Origin of the sequence: Eggerthella hominis (assembly GCF_014287365.1) — a bacterium.
Taxonomy (GTDB): domain Bacteria; phylum Actinomycetota; class Coriobacteriia; order Coriobacteriales; family Eggerthellaceae; genus Eggerthella; species Eggerthella guodeyinii.
Map to the genome: position 1 here is coordinate 954,175 of NZ_JACOOA010000001.1, position 15,430 is coordinate 969,604.

The window sequence follows — 15,430 nt, forward strand, 5'->3', positions numbered from 1 at the left end:
GCTACACCCGCAGCGAGCCGCGGAAGCCGCGCGAGGCGTAGTAGGACTCGGCGCCGTTGTGGAAGGTGAACACGCGGTCGTAGCGGCGGTCGCAGAACAGCGCGCCGCCCAGCGCGCGCACGGGCTCGGGCGTTTCGATCCAGCTCGACGTCTTGGTGTCGAACTCCCCCAGCTCCTGCAGCGCGCGGTACTGCGCCTCGGTCAACAGCTCGATGCCCATCGCGGCGGCCGCATCCACGGCGTTGCCCTCGGGCTTGTTGCGCTTGCGCGCCTCCCAGGCCGCCCGGTCGTAGCACAGGTTCCTGCGTCCGACCGGGCTCTCGGGCGCGCAGTCGTAGAACACGTAGACGTCCGCGAGCTGGTCGTACGTGACGACGTCGGGCTCGCCGCCCGTTTCTTCCATGGCGAACAGCGCGCGCAGCTTGCCCTCGTCCGCCTCCAGCTTCGCCCGCACGCCCTCCCAGGCGATGCCGGGATGGAGGTGCTCGTTGCGCTCGAAGCGCGCTTGCAGCGCGTCCAGCAGCGCGGCGCGCTGGTCGTCGGTGAGGGGGTTCGCGGTTTCCATGGCGGGTCCTTCGGTCGCGGGCGGGCGGTCGTTCGTCTCCGCCATGGTAAAGCGCCGGGCGACCGTTGGGAACGCGGCGCGCGCAACGCGCGGCAAGCCGTTACCGGACGGCCACCCCGCCTACATGGGCTTGAGGTTCCGCTCGAGACGGTCGAGCATCCACGCGAGGCGGCTGGCGCGGCCGGCGTCCGTCTTGGCGCCGAAGTACGCCTTCGCGTAGGTGGTGCGAACCGACGGCGACATGGCCTTGAAGTTCGAGCATGCCGGCTCGTGGCCTTCCAGCAGGCCCACGAGCTCCGCCAGCTGTTCCTCGGTGATCCCTGGCGCCTTGCGCGCATCCCATCGGCCGTCGCGCTTGGCGGCCGCGATCCTCTCGCGCCCGCGCTCGGTCATGAGGCCCTGCGCCTCGAGCCGCTCGGCCAGCGCCTTGTTCTTGTCCGACCACGCGCTTTGCGGCGTGCGGCGCGCGAAGTACTTGCGGTACGCGGCGGCGTCGATGCTCTGCATCTGCCCGTCGATCCACCCGAAGCACAGCGCCTCCTCCAGCGCCTCGGCCGCTTTGAGCGTGACGGGGCCGTCCTTCTTGCCGAACAGAAGCCACACCCCGGCGCTCGTCTCGCCGAACTGGTCCAGCCACGCCCGAAACGCCGCCCGATCGGCGAAGATCAACGGTTCATCCATGGTGCGCCTCCATCGGTATCAACGTGCGGTTATCTAAAAAGCGGCGGTGCCTTGCCAGCTCTTTCGCAGGGAACGGGTTGCCATGCGCGGGGTAGATGCGCTCGACGTCCATGCCGATGATCTTGTCCCACGATGCCTGGAACGCCTTTTTGTCGTCGATCCAAATGGTGTGCTTCGCCACGCTGATGACGGCGTTCATAGCCGCATCGCCGCACAGAAGCTCGTTCGAGTCGGTGAGGTACAGCCCGATGGAACAGGGCGTATGGCCGGGAAGCAGCACGATCCTGAGCGGCAATCCCCGCTGCTCGAACACCTGGTCGCGCTCGTCGCGAACGAACAGCGCGCGATCGCCTACCTGCACCGGCGGAAACGAGAAGTCCTTCTTGAACACCCCGAACAGCGAGGCGATCCTGCTGGAGTACCCCGCCCCTTCGACCACCGCGTTCTCGCCCCGTTCGAGTACCGGCACGGCCAGAGGACTCAAGACGACCTGCGCATCGCATCGGTCGAGCACGTCTTGCAAGAACCCCGCATGGTCGTCGTGCGCATGGGTGAGAAAGACGAACTTCAAATCGGAGAGCGGGGCGATGCGCTGCAAACGGGATGCGAACCGCTCGAAGCCCCCGGGATACCCCGTATCGATCGCGATCAGCCCCGCGGGCGTTTCCAGAACGTAGTTACGCAGCGCGTACGTTCCGATCTCGTGCAGGCGAATGCTCATGGGCCTACGTCTCCGAACGGTCGGCTGCGGCGATATCCAACGCGTACAGCTTGCGTGCCGGGTCGAAGGAGAACCCGTTGGACAGGAGCGCGCCGCACGAGGCCCTGTTCTCGGGTTCGGGCTGCACGATGATGCGGCGCGCGTCGGCGCGCGCCGCGATGCGGTCGACGAGCGCGCCGACGATGGCAGCTCCGTACCCCCTGCCCAGATAGGAGGTTTCTCCGATGAGGTAGTCGATGCTGTAGACTCCTGCCACGTCCAAGTCGCCGTGCCACTCTTCGCCGCTGCGGGCGTATTCGTAGAACTGGCAGAACCCGATAGGCTCGCCATCCGCCTCGACGATGAAGTGGTGGATGAACGCGAAATCGCCGCGGCGCCCCTTCACCTCGTTGATCCAGGCAGGTGGATCGTCGTACCAGGCGGCAACATGGGGACGGGCCAGCCAGCTTTCGAACAGGGAAAGGTCGTCGTCTTCGAACGCTCTCAGCGCGATGCCGTGGCTCATAGGGGGCTCTCCGTCGGTCGGGGACACCGGCACGATCGGCCCTCTACGGCCGAATCGGTTTCGCGCTTCCATTATAACCCGCCGTTGCATGCCGCAGCCTGACACGCGCCGGGTCGATACTTTTTCGGCAATAAGCTAGAATGGGATTCGGACAAGCCCAAGGGGAGCGGGGAATTATGGGGACTCACTTTTCCAGCCTGTTTTTCGATTCGCCACCAGTACCTCGAAGCATTCGCGCCATCGGAGAGGAAAAGGAGTTCCCTCCGGGCAGCATGCTGGTCGAGAACAACGCCCCGATCGAAGGCTGCTACTACATCGTCGAAGGACTGGTCTTCGCCGTCGATTTCACGAGGAACGGCGAGAAGGTGCTGGGGCTCGTCATAGACCGGGACGCGCTCGTGGGCGAAACGTCCCTGCTGCTCGACATGCCCTTCCCCATGGGCTTCCAAGCGCAGATCAAAACCCGCGCGCTCTTCATACCGAAGGCGGACTTCCTCGACCTCTTCCATCGGGACAAAGAGCTGTCGCAATACGTGGCCCTCCTCGTCGCGCGAAAAATGTTCGCCGTGAAAGGCTTCTACAGCAATCTGGGAAAGGAACCCGTCGTGTGGCGGGTCTGCAACATCATCCTGGAATTCTCGCACCGGTACGGGAAGGACTTCGAAGGGGGAACGCTCATCGCCTTCCCTCTCAGCCATCAGCTGATAGCGGATTTCGCCAACGCGAATCGGGTCACGGTAACGAAGTGCATGCAGTCCCTCACGAAGAAGGGGCTCGTTCGGAGGATCAACAACGTCTACGGCGTCCCCGACGTTCCCCGTTTGGAAGCGTACACGAAAACCCAGGCCAGCAGCTATCGAAACACCCTCTAGGTCGAGCCGAGGCTACCGTTGTAGCCAAGATCACAACGGTAGCCTCGCTTTCTAGACCAATTCCCCCGCACTTCGTATTCTCCTTGCCCAGAGGGAAGGGAGGATGGCGCCGTGCTTTTTCTGGAGAACGATCGGACATGAACGCGAGGGGCGAACGTCGCTCCATCTCCATCGCACGCGAGACGACGGCGCAGACGGAATCGAAGCCGAAAGCACCACGAGGGAAAGACAGAGGGGATCATCATGGAAATGGATCGAAGGAAGTTCTTGTCGACCGCCGCGATCGCCGGCGGAGTCGCAGCCTTGGCGGGAATCGCAGGATGCAGCCCGAGCTCCGAGCCCGCAAGCTCGACCGCACCGGACGGCAGCGCAAACGAGCAGGCGCAGGCCGGCCAAGAAAAGTCGGCCGACATCGTGGTCGTCGGAGCCGGTGGCGCCGGGTTGTGCGCGGCCCTCTCGGCCGACGAAGCCGGGGCGAGCGTGATCTTGCTCGAGGCGACGCCCATGACCGGCGGCGCCACCCTGGGCTCCACCGCCACCAACATCGCCGGCTCCCAGATGCAGAAGGACGCGGGCGTCGACGATAGCCCCGAGCAGATTCTCGCCAGCTACACGAAAGACCTCGAGGATCCCAACATCATCGCCATGGCCGAGACGTACGCGGAGAACAACGGGGCCACCTACGACTGGCTGGCATCCGACATGGGGGTGAAGTTCGCGGAAGACGTGCTGTTCTTCCCGCCTTACCCCGTCGCGAGGATCATGTACCCCATCGGCGGCGGACCGGGCACCGTCCAAACCTTGACGGACAAGCTCGGCGGCACCGCGATCGAGCTGATGCTCGAAACCACCGCCACGGAGCTCGTCAAGGAAGAAGGCGCGGTCGTGGGCGTCGTCGCCAAGGACGCGAAGGGGACGGAATACCGCATCAACGCGAAAGCGGTGATCCTCGCCGCGGGAGGCTTCGGGGCCGATCGCGACATGCTCCCCTACGAACCGCTGAAGAACGTCATCTACTACGGAGCGGAATCCTCCGACGGAAAAGGCCTCGACATGGCCCTCCATGCGGGGACGATGCTGAAAGACCTCGACAACGTGCCCATCGACAGCGGCGGCCTCGAGACGTCGCCGGGCATCGGGACGCAGCTGTTCTCCGTGATGCTGAGCACCTTCCAGAACGGCGCGGGAATCGTCGTCGGGCCCGACGGGGAACGGGTGATGGACGAAACGGGGCCGAGCGGCGCGCAGATCAAAGCGTACCAAACCCTCCCCGACGCCACCGCGTACCTTTTCATGGACAAGGCGTCGTACGACGTCTTCTACACCGCGGCGACCAGGGAGGTCGGCGGCGTGTTCTCTTCCGAGACGTGGGAGAAATGGCTTGCGAAGGACGGGGAGGGGCTGCCTTTCGTCGTCACTGCGGACACGGTGGAAGACGTGGCCTCCAAGGCGAAGATCGACGGAGCGAACCTGAAGGCGACCATCGACTCCTTCAACGCGGACGCCCCGACGGGCACCGATTCCGCGTTCGGACGCTCCATCGCCGCCGCCATAGGCGAGGGCCCTTACTGCATCGTCAAGCTGAACCTCAGGTACGCCCACAGCTACGGGGGCCTGGTCGCCAACGGGGAACTGCAAGCGCTGGATTGGACGGGAACCCCCATTCCCGGATTGTACGCCGCGGGGCAGATGCTGTGCAGCATCCAGGGACGGGACGCGCATAAGCCGTCGACCGGCACGTCCTTCGCCTACACGTCCGGCCGTTGCGCGGGGATCAACGCCGCCAAGGGGCTTTAGGCGAGACGCGCTTTCGGACCCTCCCTCGGCGCCCTGCGCGCCGAGGGAGGGTGCCGTGCAAAGCTTGGGGCCGAGAACCTGTCGCGCCGCCCTTCGGCTCGGCAAGGCCGAGCGCATGCGGGCTTCCCAGGATGATGATCGAGGAAAAAGTGGTCGGGATGACAGGATTCGAACCTGCGACATCCTGCTCCCAAAGCAGGCGCGCTACCAAACTGCGCCACATCCCGACGCCGAAACAGCAGAAGCCAGTATACCAGAAGTCTTACCCGCGCGAGACGAACCGAACCGGGCTACTTCTCCAATTTCGCGCGCAGCTCGCGCAGGGCGTTGCCGCGATGGGACACGGCGTTCTTCTCCTCGGGCAGCGCCTCGGCCAGGGTGCGGCCGTCGTCGAACACGTCGGGCAGGAACAGCGGGTCGTAGCCGAAGCCGTGCGCGCCGCGCTCCTCGCGCCCGATGCGCCCCTCGACGGTGCCGTGCGCGACCGTCTCGGCGCCGTCCTCGTCGATGAACACGAGCGTGCACACGAAGCGCCCCGTGCGCTCCTCGTCGGGCACGTCGGCCAGCGCCTCGAGCAGCTTGGCGTTGTTGTCGGCGTCCGCAGCATCCTCGCCGGCGTAGCGCGCCGAGTACACGCCGGGCGCGCCGTCGAGCGCGTCCACGGCCAGCCCGGAATCGTCCGCGAGCACGGCCTTGCCGCCGCTCGCCGCGCGGGCCGCCTGCGCCTTGATGCGCGCGTTACCCTCGAACGAGTCGGCGTCCTCGGCCGGGTCGGAATCGAGCCCCAGCTCGCGCAGCGTGCGGAACTCCCAACCGGGAAACGCGAGCGCCGTGGCGATCTCCTCGGCCTTGTGCGCGTTGTTGCTGGCGATGACGATGGTCTTCATGCGATGGGGCTCCTTCTCCTTGGATGGTATGCGCTACGACGGGAACGAGACGCGGCCGACCCGGTCGATGTCCGTGCGGAACACGCGCGCGCCGAAGCTGCGGAATTCCTCCACGTCCTCCCCCGTCGTGTAGAAGTCGTAGCACGGCTCGTGGTCGTCCGAGGCCAGCGCGCCGCGCCGCGAAAGGATGTGCGCCACGTCGTGCGCCGCCTCCTGCGCCGAGGAGATCAGCGTCACATCGCGTCCTACCACGCCGCCGATGAGCGCCTTGAGCAGCGGGAAGTGCGTGCACCCCAGCACGAGCGTGTCGATGTCGCAGCGGCGCAGCGGCTCGAGATACTCCTGGGCGATCTCCTGGAACGCCGGGCGGATGTACACGGTGGACACGAGCGACGTGAAGTCCTCGATGGGGCCCTCGGCCATGCGCAGGCCCTGCTCGGCGATTTCCACGAAGCGCGGCGTGGCCGTGGAGAACACGGTGATGCCGGCGTCAAGGTTGCGGATGGCCTTCGTGTAAGCGTCCGACTCCACCGTGGCCTTCGTGGCGATCACGCCCACGCGACGGTTCTTCGTGGCGTGGGCCGCGGCGCGGGCGCCGGGCTCCACCACGCCGATGACCGGCACGGGAAACGTCTGCTGCGCATGGGACAACCCGGCTGCGGTGGCCGTGTTGCACGCGATGACGACGAGCTTCACGCCGCGCTCGACGAGCCATGCGCCGATCTGCTGCACGAAGCCGTCCACCTCGTCGAGGCTGCGCGGCCCATAGGGGCAGCGCGCCGAATCGCCCAGGTACACGATGGACTCGCGCGGCAGCTCCTTGGCGATCTCGCGCGCCACGGTGAGACCGCCGAAACCGGAGTCGAACACGCCGATGGGCGCGTTGTCGAAGGTTGCGGCGCCGCCGGCATCGGGCGGCGCGATCGTTGTCTCGTTGCTTTCCATCGTCCCAGTATACCGCAGGGTTCGTTCGTTGTTTGCATTCGACACCCGCCGGTCATAGTTTCTGCTAACCTGATGCACGAGCGAAAGAAGCCAGACGAGAGGAGAGGCTTATGAAGGTTCTGCTGATCAACGGAAGCCCGAACGAGAAGCGCTGCACGTACACCGCGCTCAGCGAGGTGGCCGGCGCGCTGGAGGCGCAGGGCGTCGAAACCGAGATCGCCTGGATCGGGCGCAACCCGGTGCGTGGCTGCCTGGGGTGCGGCGGCTGCTCCAAGCGCGGCGAGAACCGCTGCATCTTCGACGACGACGTGGTGAACGGCCTCATCGAGAAGGCCGTGGCGGCCGACGGCCTCGTCGTGGGCACGCCGGTGTTCTACGCGGGAGCGAACGGCGCGCTGCTGGCCGTGCTCGACCGCATGTTCTACGCCGCCTCGAAGGCGCTGCGCTTCAAGCCGGCGGCCGCCGTGGCCTCCGCGCGCCGCGCCGGCACCACCCCGGCCATCGACCAGGTCAACAAGTACTTCCAGATCTGCTGCATGCCCGTGGTGACGTCCACCTACTGGCCCATGGTGCACGGCCAGAGCGCCGAGCAGGTGCGCGAGGACGCCGAGGGCATGCAGATCATGCGCGGCCTCGGCACGAACATGGCCTGGATGCTGCAGGCGACCGCCTCCGTGCCCGCGCCCGAGGTGGAGCGCAAGATCATGACGAACTTCATCCGCTAACCGCGCGCGAGGGAACCATGGCCAAGGAACACGATCGCAAGACGAACGCGATGCGCGTGCTCGACGCGGCGGGAACGCCCTATCGGGCGCGCTTCTTCGACTGCCCCGAGGCGCTTTCGGGCGTGGAGGTGGCGCGCATCCTCGAGCTGGATCCCGACACCGTGTTCAAGACCCTCGTCACCCAGGGGAAGTCGGGCGAGCACTACGTGTTCATGATCCCCGTGGCCTGCGAGCTCGATCTCAAGAAGGCCGCTGCGGCCGTGGGCGAGAAGGCCGTGGCCATGATCCGCTCGCGCGAGCTGCTGGGCCTGACCGGCTACGTGCACGGCGGCTGCTCGCCGCTGGCCATGCTCAAGGCCTTCCCCACCGCCATCGACGAGACGTGCCAGCTCCACGAGCGCATCGCATTCTCGGGCGGGCGCATCGGCTGCCAGATCGAGATGGCGCCCGACGACCTGGCGCGCGCCATGCCCCTCGTCGTGGCCGACCTCACCGTGGTGTGAGGCCGTCCCCGACGGGTACGGCCCCGTCGGGGACGCCCGCGAGGGACGCAGAACGAAACGGGCCCGCGCGATGCGGGCCCGTTGCATGAGGTTGGAGCGGCGATCCTACCAGTGCGACACCACCGTGTCGCCGGACGAGAGCAGGCCGTACAGCTCGGCCGCCTTCGACGGCGGCAGGTTCACGCAGCCGTGGCTGCCCGCGCCGTCGGCGTACAGGGTGCCGCCGAACGCCGCCTGCCAGTCGGCGTCGTGGAAGCCGATGTAGTTGCCCACGAACGGCATCCAGTACTGCACCTCGGTCTCGTAGATCTTCTCGTTGCCGTTGTAGCCGATGAGCTTCGACGGGCTTTCCTTGTTGTTCACCATGTAGACGCCCGTGGGGGTATCGTGCTCGCCGTCGGGCTTGCCCGTGATGATGTCGGACTCCCAGATGACGGCGCCCGACGCGTCGTAGAGGCGCGCGTGCTGCTCGGACAGGTCCACGTCCATGTAGCGGCTGCCCCAGTCCTGGCTGCCCGCGCCGTTGTACGCGTCGCCCGTCTGCGTGCACGGGATGTCCACGGTGTTCGCCGTGCCGTTCGCCACGCCGTCCTTCACGAGCGCGAGCAGGGCGTCCTTGTCCACTTCCCAGCCGTACGTGCCGCCGGCGACCGTGACCACCTTGCCGTCGGGGCGCGTGTAGGTGCGCTGCGTGCCGATGGTGTTGCAGGCGGCCGCGAGCTCGTCGACCCACGCCGTGAGCGCGCCTTCGTCGAGCGTCACCGTGAGGTCGTCGGCAAGCGTCACCCATTGGGAGATGAGGCTCGCGTCCACCGTGCCCGCCACCGTGCCGGCCATCAACAGCTCGAGGTCGGCCTTGACCATGGTGTTGGCCGAGTCGGCCGCCGCGGTGAGCTTGGGGTCGGTGGAGAGCACCGTCGGCTTGAGCAGCTGCTCGGAGGTGAGCTTCACCTGCGGGTCGAGGCCGGCCACCGCGTCGTCGGCCGCCTTGATCACCGCGTCGGCGTCGAGCGCCGTGCCCACGGCCTCGGGCTGCACGACGAAGGCCGCCTGCACCTCGTCGAAGTCGATGGCGGCGTTCGTGGGCTGCGTGGCGCTCTCGTTGAACGTCGCCACCGCGGTGCGGATGGCGTCCTCGAGGCCGGTGCCGTTGTACGTGGCCACGAGCTTCGCCGTCTCGTCGTGATCCTTCTGCAGCTCGAACGGCCACGCCCACGGGTTCATGTCGGACAGCATGTCCTTCACGACCTTGCCCTCGTCGATGGAGAGCCCCGCGTCGGTGGCGTTCAGCTTCAGCGAGAAGCCCTGCCCGTCGATGGACAGCTCGTAATCCTTGATGGAGTCGGCCAGCACCTTCTCGGCATCGCCCGCGCTCATGAGCGACACGTTGATGTCGCCGATGCTGGAGTTCGGCATGAAGCGGTCGGTGAAGTACAGCGCCACGCCCGCGTACGCGATCAGCAGCAGCGCGACGATCGCGCCGAGCGTGATGCCGAGGATCTTGAGGGGCTTGTGCCTGCGCTCGCGCACGGGACCCTGGCCCATATCGACCGGCCGCATGGAGCCGAGCGGTTGGAACACCTGGTCGGACGCGTAGCGCATCGGGGGCTGCTGCCCCGTCGCGCGCGGCGGCTGCGCAACCGGCGGCATGGCGGCCGTGGGCTGCACGGGAGGAACCTGCTGGTGCGGCGCGCTGTCGCCGCTATGGGGAGCGCCGGCGGCATGACGGCCGCGCGACGGCTTGTCAGACTTGTTTTCGCTCATAATCACTCTCATAGGTCTGGGTCGTCCTTTTATTGTAGCAAGCCGAGGGTAATTCTCCTGTAACAAAACGGTTCGCTTTCCGGCTGGGCTGCGATTGTCACAATTTCGACACGGCGCGCGCATGAGACGTTCGCAAGTTCGCTCAACCGGCGGTTGAGCGTCGCTTTGGCCGCAACGGCGCGATCGTCCTTGACAAACGCGCATGCGCCGATAGAATGGATGTTCGCGGCGAAGCCGTGGGAACATTGACAAGGTGGGCCTTCGACCCCGCACTTCTTCTGGGGGCGACTGGTTTCGACATGGTACGTTTGAAATGAGGAGCAGGTCGTGGTCTCCTCGCCACGTTAAACAGGGGTACCGTCAATTTAATTGGCAAGAACAACACTCAGAGCGCTCCGGCGCTCGCCATGGCTGCTTAATAGCGCCCGGCTGTCGGCCTTGGGACTTCCCCGCCCCTCGGTCCGGCATCAACTCAGGGGAATGCGCTTGAGCACGTAGCCGGTATGGCTCAGGCAAAGATCGAACCGGCTAGGATGCGTCTCGCTTGTCCGCGGGCCGGCCGCATCCGAATCCCGACCACGGACTAAGCTTGTAGAGCCTCATGGAGAAGGTAGTATGGACCGGAGTTCGATTCTCCGCGCCTCCACCACTCAATGACAGGGCCCCGTCGGCAGCGCGCCGACGGGGCCCTTTTGCGCTGCGAGCCTGCGCGAAAAACGATCTTGCTTTCCTTGACGCTATCGGCGAGAATTGCTACAGCGTACGCCGAGCATGCTTGTCGGAGCGCTCCGATCCACCCGTTGTCGAAGGCAAGCACATGAAGCGTGCGGGTATTTTCAAAAGCATGCCGCGCTTGGCGGCGCTGCTCGTCATAGCCCTGCTGCTTGCAGCGGTCGTGGCGCTCATGGGCTACGTTCAGAACCTCCTGAACTCCGACGTCAAGATCAATCTGACCGAGATCGTCACGCAGAACAAGGACGTCATCGTCAGCAAGCTGCAGGTCGAAGTGAACAACCTCGACCTCGTCGCCAATCAGATGGCGGAGCGGCTGGCCGTCCAAACCGGCACCGACGAGGAGCGCCTCGCGCAGGCGTTCGCCTCGTACCTGGGCTCCAACCCCGACGACACCCTGTTCATGGCCACGCGCGACGGCACGGCCCTCTTCCCCGACGGCTCCACCGTCGACGTCGCCGGACGCTCGTACTTCCAGCTCGCGATGCAGGGCGAGCAGAACATCTCGGATCGCACCATCTCGCGCATCAGCGGCGACGAGATGTTCGTGATCAGCGTGCCGCTGCGCCTCGGCGGCGAGGTGGTGGGCACGGTGCAGCGCATCTTCACGCCCGACCAGATGTACGAGCTGTGCTCCGTGTCGCTGTTCTCGGATCAGGGATCGCTCTACATCGTCAACGGCGAGGGTTATATCTTGGTCAGCTCGACCCAGAGCACGTACAATCAGGAGTCGGAGAACTATTTCCGCACCCTGTACTCGCAGGGCAACCAGGAGGCCTCGCAGCAGCTGCAGGCCGACCTGCAGAACAACACCTCGGGATTCATGGAAACCGAGATCGACGGCGTGCGGTACTTCTCGGCGTACACGCCCATCGAGAACGTGCACGACTGGTTCCTCGTTTCGACGGTGCCCACGAGCACGGCGTCCCCCAACGCGGGCAACGTGATCAGCATCTTCTACGTCGTGCTGTTCGTGGTGGTGCTCATCTTCGCCGCCAGCATGTTCCTGTTCCTCTCCTACAAGAAACGGCAGCAGGATGCGCTCGAGACGATCGCCTTCGTCGATCCGGTGACCGGCGGCGACACCTACAACAAGTTCGTCGTCGACCTCGAGGACACGCTGCGCGCCCACCCCGAGAAACGCTTCGGGCTGCTGGCGTTCGACATCGACAACTTCAAGTACCTGAACTCCTTCTACGGCTTCGCGTTCGGCGATCGCGTGCTGCGCACCATCGACCGGACCGTCGGCGAGCTGCTGACGCAGCACGAGCACCTCGCGCGCGTGTCGAGCGACCACTTCGTCGCGCTGCTGGAAGACCCTGCCGAGACGCGCATCAACACGCTCATGGACGCGGTGCGCGCCCGTTCCGACGTGGCCATCTACCTGTCGGCCGGCCTCTACCCCATCACGGACGCCGCCGAGAGCGCGAACCTCATGGTGGACAAGGCGAACACCGCGGCACGGGCCTCGAAGGGCTCGCTGCGCACGAAGGTGGGCGTGTACTCGAGCGAGCACGACGAGCTGGTGGCGCGCAACGAGCAGATGAAGCGCTCCGTCGAGCAGGCGCTCGAACGCGACGAGCTGGTCCCCTACTACCAGCCGAAGATCGACGTGAACACGGGGAGGATCGTCGGAGCCGAGGCGCTCGTCCGCTGGAAGAAGGAGGACGGCACGCTCGTCGCGCCGGGAGCCTTCATCCCCCTCTGCGAGCAATCGGGCCTCATCGTGGAAGTGGACATGACCGTGCTCGACAAGGTGCTGCGCTTCATCAGGGGCAACCTCGACGAGGGCGTCGACTGCGCGCCCATATCGGTGAACTTCTCGCGTCTCCACCTGCTCGATCGCGATTTCCTGAGCAAGGTGGACGCCAAGCTGCAGGAACAGGGCGTGCCCGCGCGCTACCTGGAGGTGGAGATCACCGAAAGCGTCATCTTCGACAACAACGACGTCATCGCCGCGTTCGCCGCGCAGCTGCACGAGATGGGGCTTGCCATCGCCATGGACGACTTCGGATCGGGGTACTCGTCGCTCAACATGCTCAAGGACATCCCCATCGACGTGCTGAAAATCGACCAGGGCTTCCTGCAGGAAACCTCCGACAGCAAGCGCCAGGCCATCATCTTCGACTCCGTCGCGCGCATGGCGGCCCGCCTGCGCATCAGCGTCGTGGTCGAGGGCGTGGAAACCGCCGAGCACGTGGCGCTCATGAAGCGCTTCGGGTGCTCCGTTGCGCAGGGCTATTACTTCGCGAAACCCCAGGACGAAGAGACCTTCGAACCGCAGTATCGGAAAGGAACCCTATGAAAAAGCAGTTGGCCGCGTGCGCATGCGCGCTCATGCTCGTCGCTCTCCTCGCGGCGTGCACGGCGCCCGAAGGCTCTTCGTCGTCCGGAGGCGGCGACGGCCCGGTGAAGATCGGCGTCGTGTTCGGCGTCGGCGATGCCGCACGATGGCCGCAGGAGCTGTCCTACATGGAAGAGCGCGCCGCCGAGCTGGGCGCCGACATCGAGACGCGCCTCAACAAGACCGACGAGCCCACCACCTGGCAGCAGGATTGCAAGGACCTCGTCGACGGCGGCGTAGACGTGCTCATCATCACCCCACGCAACGTGAACGACATGGAAGAGGTAAGCGCTTACGCCCAGGAGAAGGGCGTCAAGGTGATCAGCTACGCGCGCGCGGCGCTCGGCAGCCACGTGGACCTGTTCGTGGGCTACGACAGCGGTCGGATCGGCCAGCTCATGGGCAAGTTCCTGTCCGAGATGGTGTACGAGGGCGATTACATCATCCTGCGCGGCGACCCGCAGGACAACAACGCGACGCTGCTCTACGAAGGCTCCATGCGCTACATCGACCCCCTCAAGGGCTCCATCGACGTCCTTCTCGACGAGGCCGTGGAGGGCTGGTCGGCCGATGCGGCCAAGCAGATGGTGATGGAGGCCGTCAGCGCCAACGGGAACCACGTCGACGCCATCCTCGCCCCCAACGACAAGATCGCCAGCGCGTGCGCCGAGGCGCTGTCCGATCTGGGCGTGACCGACCCCGTGGTCATCACGGGAATGGACGCCGAGCTCGACGCCGCCCAGCGCATCGTGAACGGCACGCAGGCCATGACCGTGTACATGGATTTGAAGGAGCTCGCCACCACCGCCGTCGACGAGGCGTGCCGCATGGCGGAGGGGCAGGCCCCGAACGCGAACGCCAAATTCGACAACGGAACGACCGAGGGCGTGGATTCCAGCCTCATCACCGGCAACGTGGTGACGAAGGAGAACCTCGACAAGACGCTCATCGACAGCGGCTACTTCACCCGCGAAGAGGTGTACGGCTCGGCCGCGTAAGCGGGCCCGACATGGGAAGGGCCCCGTCGGCTGCGCGCCGGCGGGGCCCTTTCGCGTTCTCGGGATGCGCTTGGGCTACTTCTTCAGGAAGGACGTGAAGTCGAGCGCGCTCTTGATGTCGTCGAAGGCGCCCTTGAGCTCGGCGGCCACGGCGATGCCGTCCTTGTAGATGGCGTTCATGTCGCTCGTGGCCTCGGCCACGCCCTCCTTCGTGATGCCGAGGTCGTAGGGGTTGTCCTCCTCGGCCTCTTCCTCGTCGTCCTCGACGTAGTAGTACTCCGCCTCTTCGCCGTCCTCCATGAGCACGAACCCGATGACGTCGCCGTCCTCGTCCTCGATGTAGCGCACGATGTCGTCATCGTCGAGCTCGAGCTCCACCAGCTCGTAGCCGTCGTCCTCGGCGCTCGGCTCGATGATGGCGACGTCCTGCACGTCGTCGTCCTGGCCGTCCTCGAGCTCTTCGAGGGCGTTGGCCTCCGTGATCTCGGACACCGCGCCGGCGGTCGCGTCGCCGTCCTCGCGCAGCGCGTCGGCGTCGTAGGAGTCGAGGGAGCCCTCCTCATAGAGCTGCGCCTCCTCGTCGGCCGCGTCGCCGTCGACGATATGGAAGCCCTCCTCGGACAGGTCGATGCCCGCCGCCTGCGACGCGACGGCCGCGAGGCCCCCGTCGTCGCCGGAAAGCGACGTCTCGCCCTCGCCGTCGGGGCCTTCCTCGGCGAAGAAGCCCTCGTAGGCGTCCTCGAGGTCGGTCTCGTCGTCGGTCGGATCGAACTCCTCGTCGTCCTGGAACTCCTCGACGTCCTCGAGCTCGGTTTCCTCGTCGATCTGCTCGGCTTCCGTCTCGGCGCCGTCCTCGATGGTTTCCAGTTCCTCGTCCAAGCCCATGATGGCCTCCTTCGCGTCTAATCGTTGCCGCAGCCTAGTAACGGCTGCGTTCCTTGAGCGCGCGCTCCACCTCGCGGCGGGAATCGCGCGCCGCCATGGTCGCGCGCTTGTCGTAGAGCTTCTTGCCGCGCGCCACGGCCAGCTCCACCTTCACGAGCGAGTTGTCCTTGAAGTACATCTTCACGGGCACGAGCGCCATGCCCTTTTCCTTGACCTGCTCCTGCAGCTGGCGGATCTGCTTCTTGTGCAGCAGCAGCTTGCGCTTGCGGTCGGGGTCGGGGTTGGCGATGTTGCCGTTCAGGTACGGCGGGATGTGCACGTTGTGCAGCCACGCCTCGCCGTCGCGGATGAGCGCGAAGCAGTCGGTGAGCTGGCAGTGGTTGTCGCGCAGCGAGCGCACCTCGGTGCCCGTCAGCTCGATGCCCGCCTCGAGCGTCTCGAGGATCTCGTATTCGTGGAACGCCTTCTTGTTCTTGGCGATGGTTTTCTCTTCGCGCTTCACGCCG

The 15,430-nt window shown here is 65.8% G+C and carries 15 protein-coding genes, 1 tRNA gene and 1 other RNA gene; 7 read left to right on the forward strand and 10 right to left on the reverse strand.

The genetic code is table 11. The features are described from left to right. Position 1: 1 nt before the first annotated feature. The 4 genes from H8S61_RS04155 to H8S61_RS04170 form a co-directional block, all read right to left on the reverse strand. Positions 2-565, reverse strand: a complete 564-nt coding sequence (locus H8S61_RS04155) for a DUF4256 domain-containing protein (RefSeq protein WP_186938030.1) — start codon at positions 563-565, stop codon at positions 2-4. Positions 566-685: 120 nt separating this feature from the next. Further along, positions 686-1,246, reverse strand: a complete 561-nt coding sequence (locus H8S61_RS04160) for a YdeI/OmpD-associated family protein (RefSeq protein WP_186938031.1) — start codon at positions 1,244-1,246, stop codon at positions 686-688. Then, on the reverse strand, positions 1,239-1,967 hold the full coding sequence (locus H8S61_RS04165) for an MBL fold metallo-hydrolase (protein ID WP_186938032.1): 729 nt from the start codon (positions 1,965-1,967) through the stop codon (positions 1,239-1,241). Before H8S61_RS04165 ends, H8S61_RS04160 begins: the two co-directional genes overlap by 8 nt. 4 nt (positions 1,968-1,971) lie before the next feature. Then, on the reverse strand, positions 1,972-2,472 hold the full coding sequence (locus H8S61_RS04170) for a GNAT family N-acetyltransferase (RefSeq protein ID WP_186938033.1): 501 nt from the start codon (positions 2,470-2,472) through the stop codon (positions 1,972-1,974). A gap of 176 nt (positions 2,473-2,648) precedes the next feature. On the opposite strand from H8S61_RS04170, the gene H8S61_RS04175 reads away from it, so the two are divergent. Together H8S61_RS04175 and H8S61_RS04180 are read left to right on the forward strand one after the other, a co-directional pair. After that, positions 2,649-3,344, forward strand: a complete 696-nt coding sequence (locus tag H8S61_RS04175; RefSeq protein ID WP_255466414.1) for a Crp/Fnr family transcriptional regulator — start codon at positions 2,649-2,651, stop codon at positions 3,342-3,344. Positions 3,345-3,587: 243 nt separating this feature from the next. After that, positions 3,588-5,141, forward strand: a complete 1,554-nt coding sequence (locus H8S61_RS04180; protein ID WP_186938035.1) for an FAD-dependent oxidoreductase — start codon at positions 3,588-3,590, stop codon at positions 5,139-5,141. Between the two features lie 150 nt (positions 5,142-5,291). On the opposite strand, the gene H8S61_RS04185 is transcribed toward H8S61_RS04180, so the two are convergent. The 3 genes from H8S61_RS04185 to murI all read right to left on the reverse strand — a co-directional run bounded on the left by H8S61_RS04185 (position 5,292) and on the right by murI (position 6,973). Then, positions 5,292-5,368: transfer RNA gene (locus H8S61_RS04185), tRNA-Pro, on the reverse strand. Positions 5,369-5,431: 63 nt separating this feature from the next. Beyond that, entirely contained in the window at positions 5,432-6,028 is a 597-nt protein-coding gene (rdgB, locus tag H8S61_RS04190) for an RdgB/HAM1 family non-canonical purine NTP pyrophosphatase (protein ID WP_186938036.1), read from the reverse strand. 33 nt (positions 6,029-6,061) lie between these two features. Beyond that, complete coding sequence (murI, locus tag H8S61_RS04195) at positions 6,062-6,973, reverse strand: glutamate racemase (protein ID WP_160943368.1); 912 nt, start codon at positions 6,971-6,973, stop codon at positions 6,062-6,064. Positions 6,974-7,083: 110 nt separating this feature from the next. On the opposite strand from murI, the gene H8S61_RS04200 reads away from it, so the two are divergent. After that, positions 7,084-7,698, forward strand: a complete 615-nt coding sequence (locus tag H8S61_RS04200) for a flavodoxin family protein (protein WP_186938037.1) — start codon at positions 7,084-7,086, stop codon at positions 7,696-7,698. A gap of 17 nt (positions 7,699-7,715) precedes the next feature. Further along, positions 7,716-8,201 (forward strand): aminoacyl-tRNA deacylase, encoded by a 486-nt coding sequence (locus H8S61_RS04205; protein ID WP_186938038.1) that lies wholly within the window; start codon positions 7,716-7,718, stop codon positions 8,199-8,201. 105 nt (positions 8,202-8,306) lie between these two features. Here the strand turns inward: H8S61_RS04205 and H8S61_RS04210 are convergent, their stop codons facing one another. Continuing rightward, positions 8,307-9,965 carry a L,D-transpeptidase family protein gene (locus H8S61_RS04210; protein WP_255466415.1) on the reverse strand — a complete coding sequence of 553 codons (1,659 nt, stop codon included), beginning with the start codon at positions 9,963-9,965 and terminating at the stop codon, positions 8,307-8,309. 280 nt (positions 9,966-10,245) lie between these two features. Here H8S61_RS04210 and ssrA point away from each other — a divergent pair. The 3 genes from ssrA (at position 10,246) to H8S61_RS04225 (ending at position 14,039) form a co-directional block, all read left to right on the forward strand. Further along, positions 10,246-10,614, forward strand: a transfer-messenger RNA (tmRNA) gene (gene ssrA, locus H8S61_RS04215). A 168-nt stretch (positions 10,615-10,782) separates the two neighbouring features. After that, a complete protein-coding gene (locus tag H8S61_RS04220) occupies positions 10,783-13,002 on the forward strand; it encodes a bifunctional diguanylate cyclase/phosphodiesterase (RefSeq protein ID WP_222617546.1) in 2,220 nt (739 codons plus the stop codon). Further along, entirely contained in the window at positions 12,999-14,039 is a 1,041-nt protein-coding gene (locus H8S61_RS04225) for a sugar ABC transporter substrate-binding protein (RefSeq protein ID WP_186938039.1), read from the forward strand. Before H8S61_RS04220 ends, H8S61_RS04225 begins: the two co-directional genes overlap by 4 nt. A gap of 75 nt (positions 14,040-14,114) precedes the next feature. Here the strand turns inward: H8S61_RS04225 and H8S61_RS04230 are convergent, their stop codons facing one another. After that, a complete protein-coding gene (locus tag H8S61_RS04230; protein ID WP_160943363.1) occupies positions 14,115-14,924 on the reverse strand; it encodes a hypothetical protein in 810 nt (269 codons plus the stop codon). Positions 14,925-14,958: 34 nt separating this feature from the next. Then, on the reverse strand, positions 14,959-15,426 hold the full coding sequence (gene smpB / locus H8S61_RS04235; RefSeq protein WP_186938040.1) for an SsrA-binding protein SmpB: 468 nt from the start codon (positions 15,424-15,426) through the stop codon (positions 14,959-14,961). Positions 15,427-15,430 lie beyond the last annotated feature (4 nt).

Coding starts and splice junctions, on each gene's coding strand:
- H8S61_RS04155 (WP_186938030.1), bottom strand. CDS start 565: ATGGAAACCGCGAACCCCCTCACCGACGACCAGCGCGCCGCGCTGCTG.
- H8S61_RS04160 (WP_186938031.1), bottom strand. CDS start 1,246: ATGGATGAACCGTTGATCTTCGCCGATCGGGCGGCGTTTCGGGCGTGG.
- H8S61_RS04165 (WP_186938032.1), bottom strand. CDS start 1,967: ATGAGCATTCGCCTGCACGAGATCGGAACGTACGCGCTGCGTAACTAC.
- H8S61_RS04170 (WP_186938033.1), bottom strand. CDS start 2,472: ATGAGCCACGGCATCGCGCTGAGAGCGTTCGAAGACGACGACCTTTCC.
- H8S61_RS04175 (WP_255466414.1), top strand. CDS start 2,649: ATGGGGACTCACTTTTCCAGCCTGTTTTTCGATTCGCCACCAGTACCT.
- H8S61_RS04180 (WP_186938035.1), top strand. CDS start 3,588: ATGGAAATGGATCGAAGGAAGTTCTTGTCGACCGCCGCGATCGCCGGC.
- rdgB (WP_186938036.1), bottom strand. CDS start 6,028: ATGAAGACCATCGTCATCGCCAGCAACAACGCGCACAAGGCCGAGGAG.
- murI (WP_160943368.1), bottom strand. CDS start 6,973: ATGGAAAGCAACGAGACAACGATCGCGCCGCCCGATGCCGGCGGCGCC.
- H8S61_RS04200 (WP_186938037.1), top strand. CDS start 7,084: ATGAAGGTTCTGCTGATCAACGGAAGCCCGAACGAGAAGCGCTGCACG.
- H8S61_RS04205 (WP_186938038.1), top strand. CDS start 7,716: ATGGCCAAGGAACACGATCGCAAGACGAACGCGATGCGCGTGCTCGAC.
- H8S61_RS04210 (WP_255466415.1), bottom strand. CDS start 9,965: ATGAGCGAAAACAAGTCTGACAAGCCGTCGCGCGGCCGTCATGCCGCC.
- H8S61_RS04220 (WP_222617546.1), top strand. CDS start 10,783: ATGAAGCGTGCGGGTATTTTCAAAAGCATGCCGCGCTTGGCGGCGCTG.
- H8S61_RS04225 (WP_186938039.1), top strand. CDS start 12,999: ATGAAAAAGCAGTTGGCCGCGTGCGCATGCGCGCTCATGCTCGTCGCT.
- H8S61_RS04230 (WP_160943363.1), bottom strand. CDS start 14,924: ATGGGCTTGGACGAGGAACTGGAAACCATCGAGGACGGCGCCGAGACG.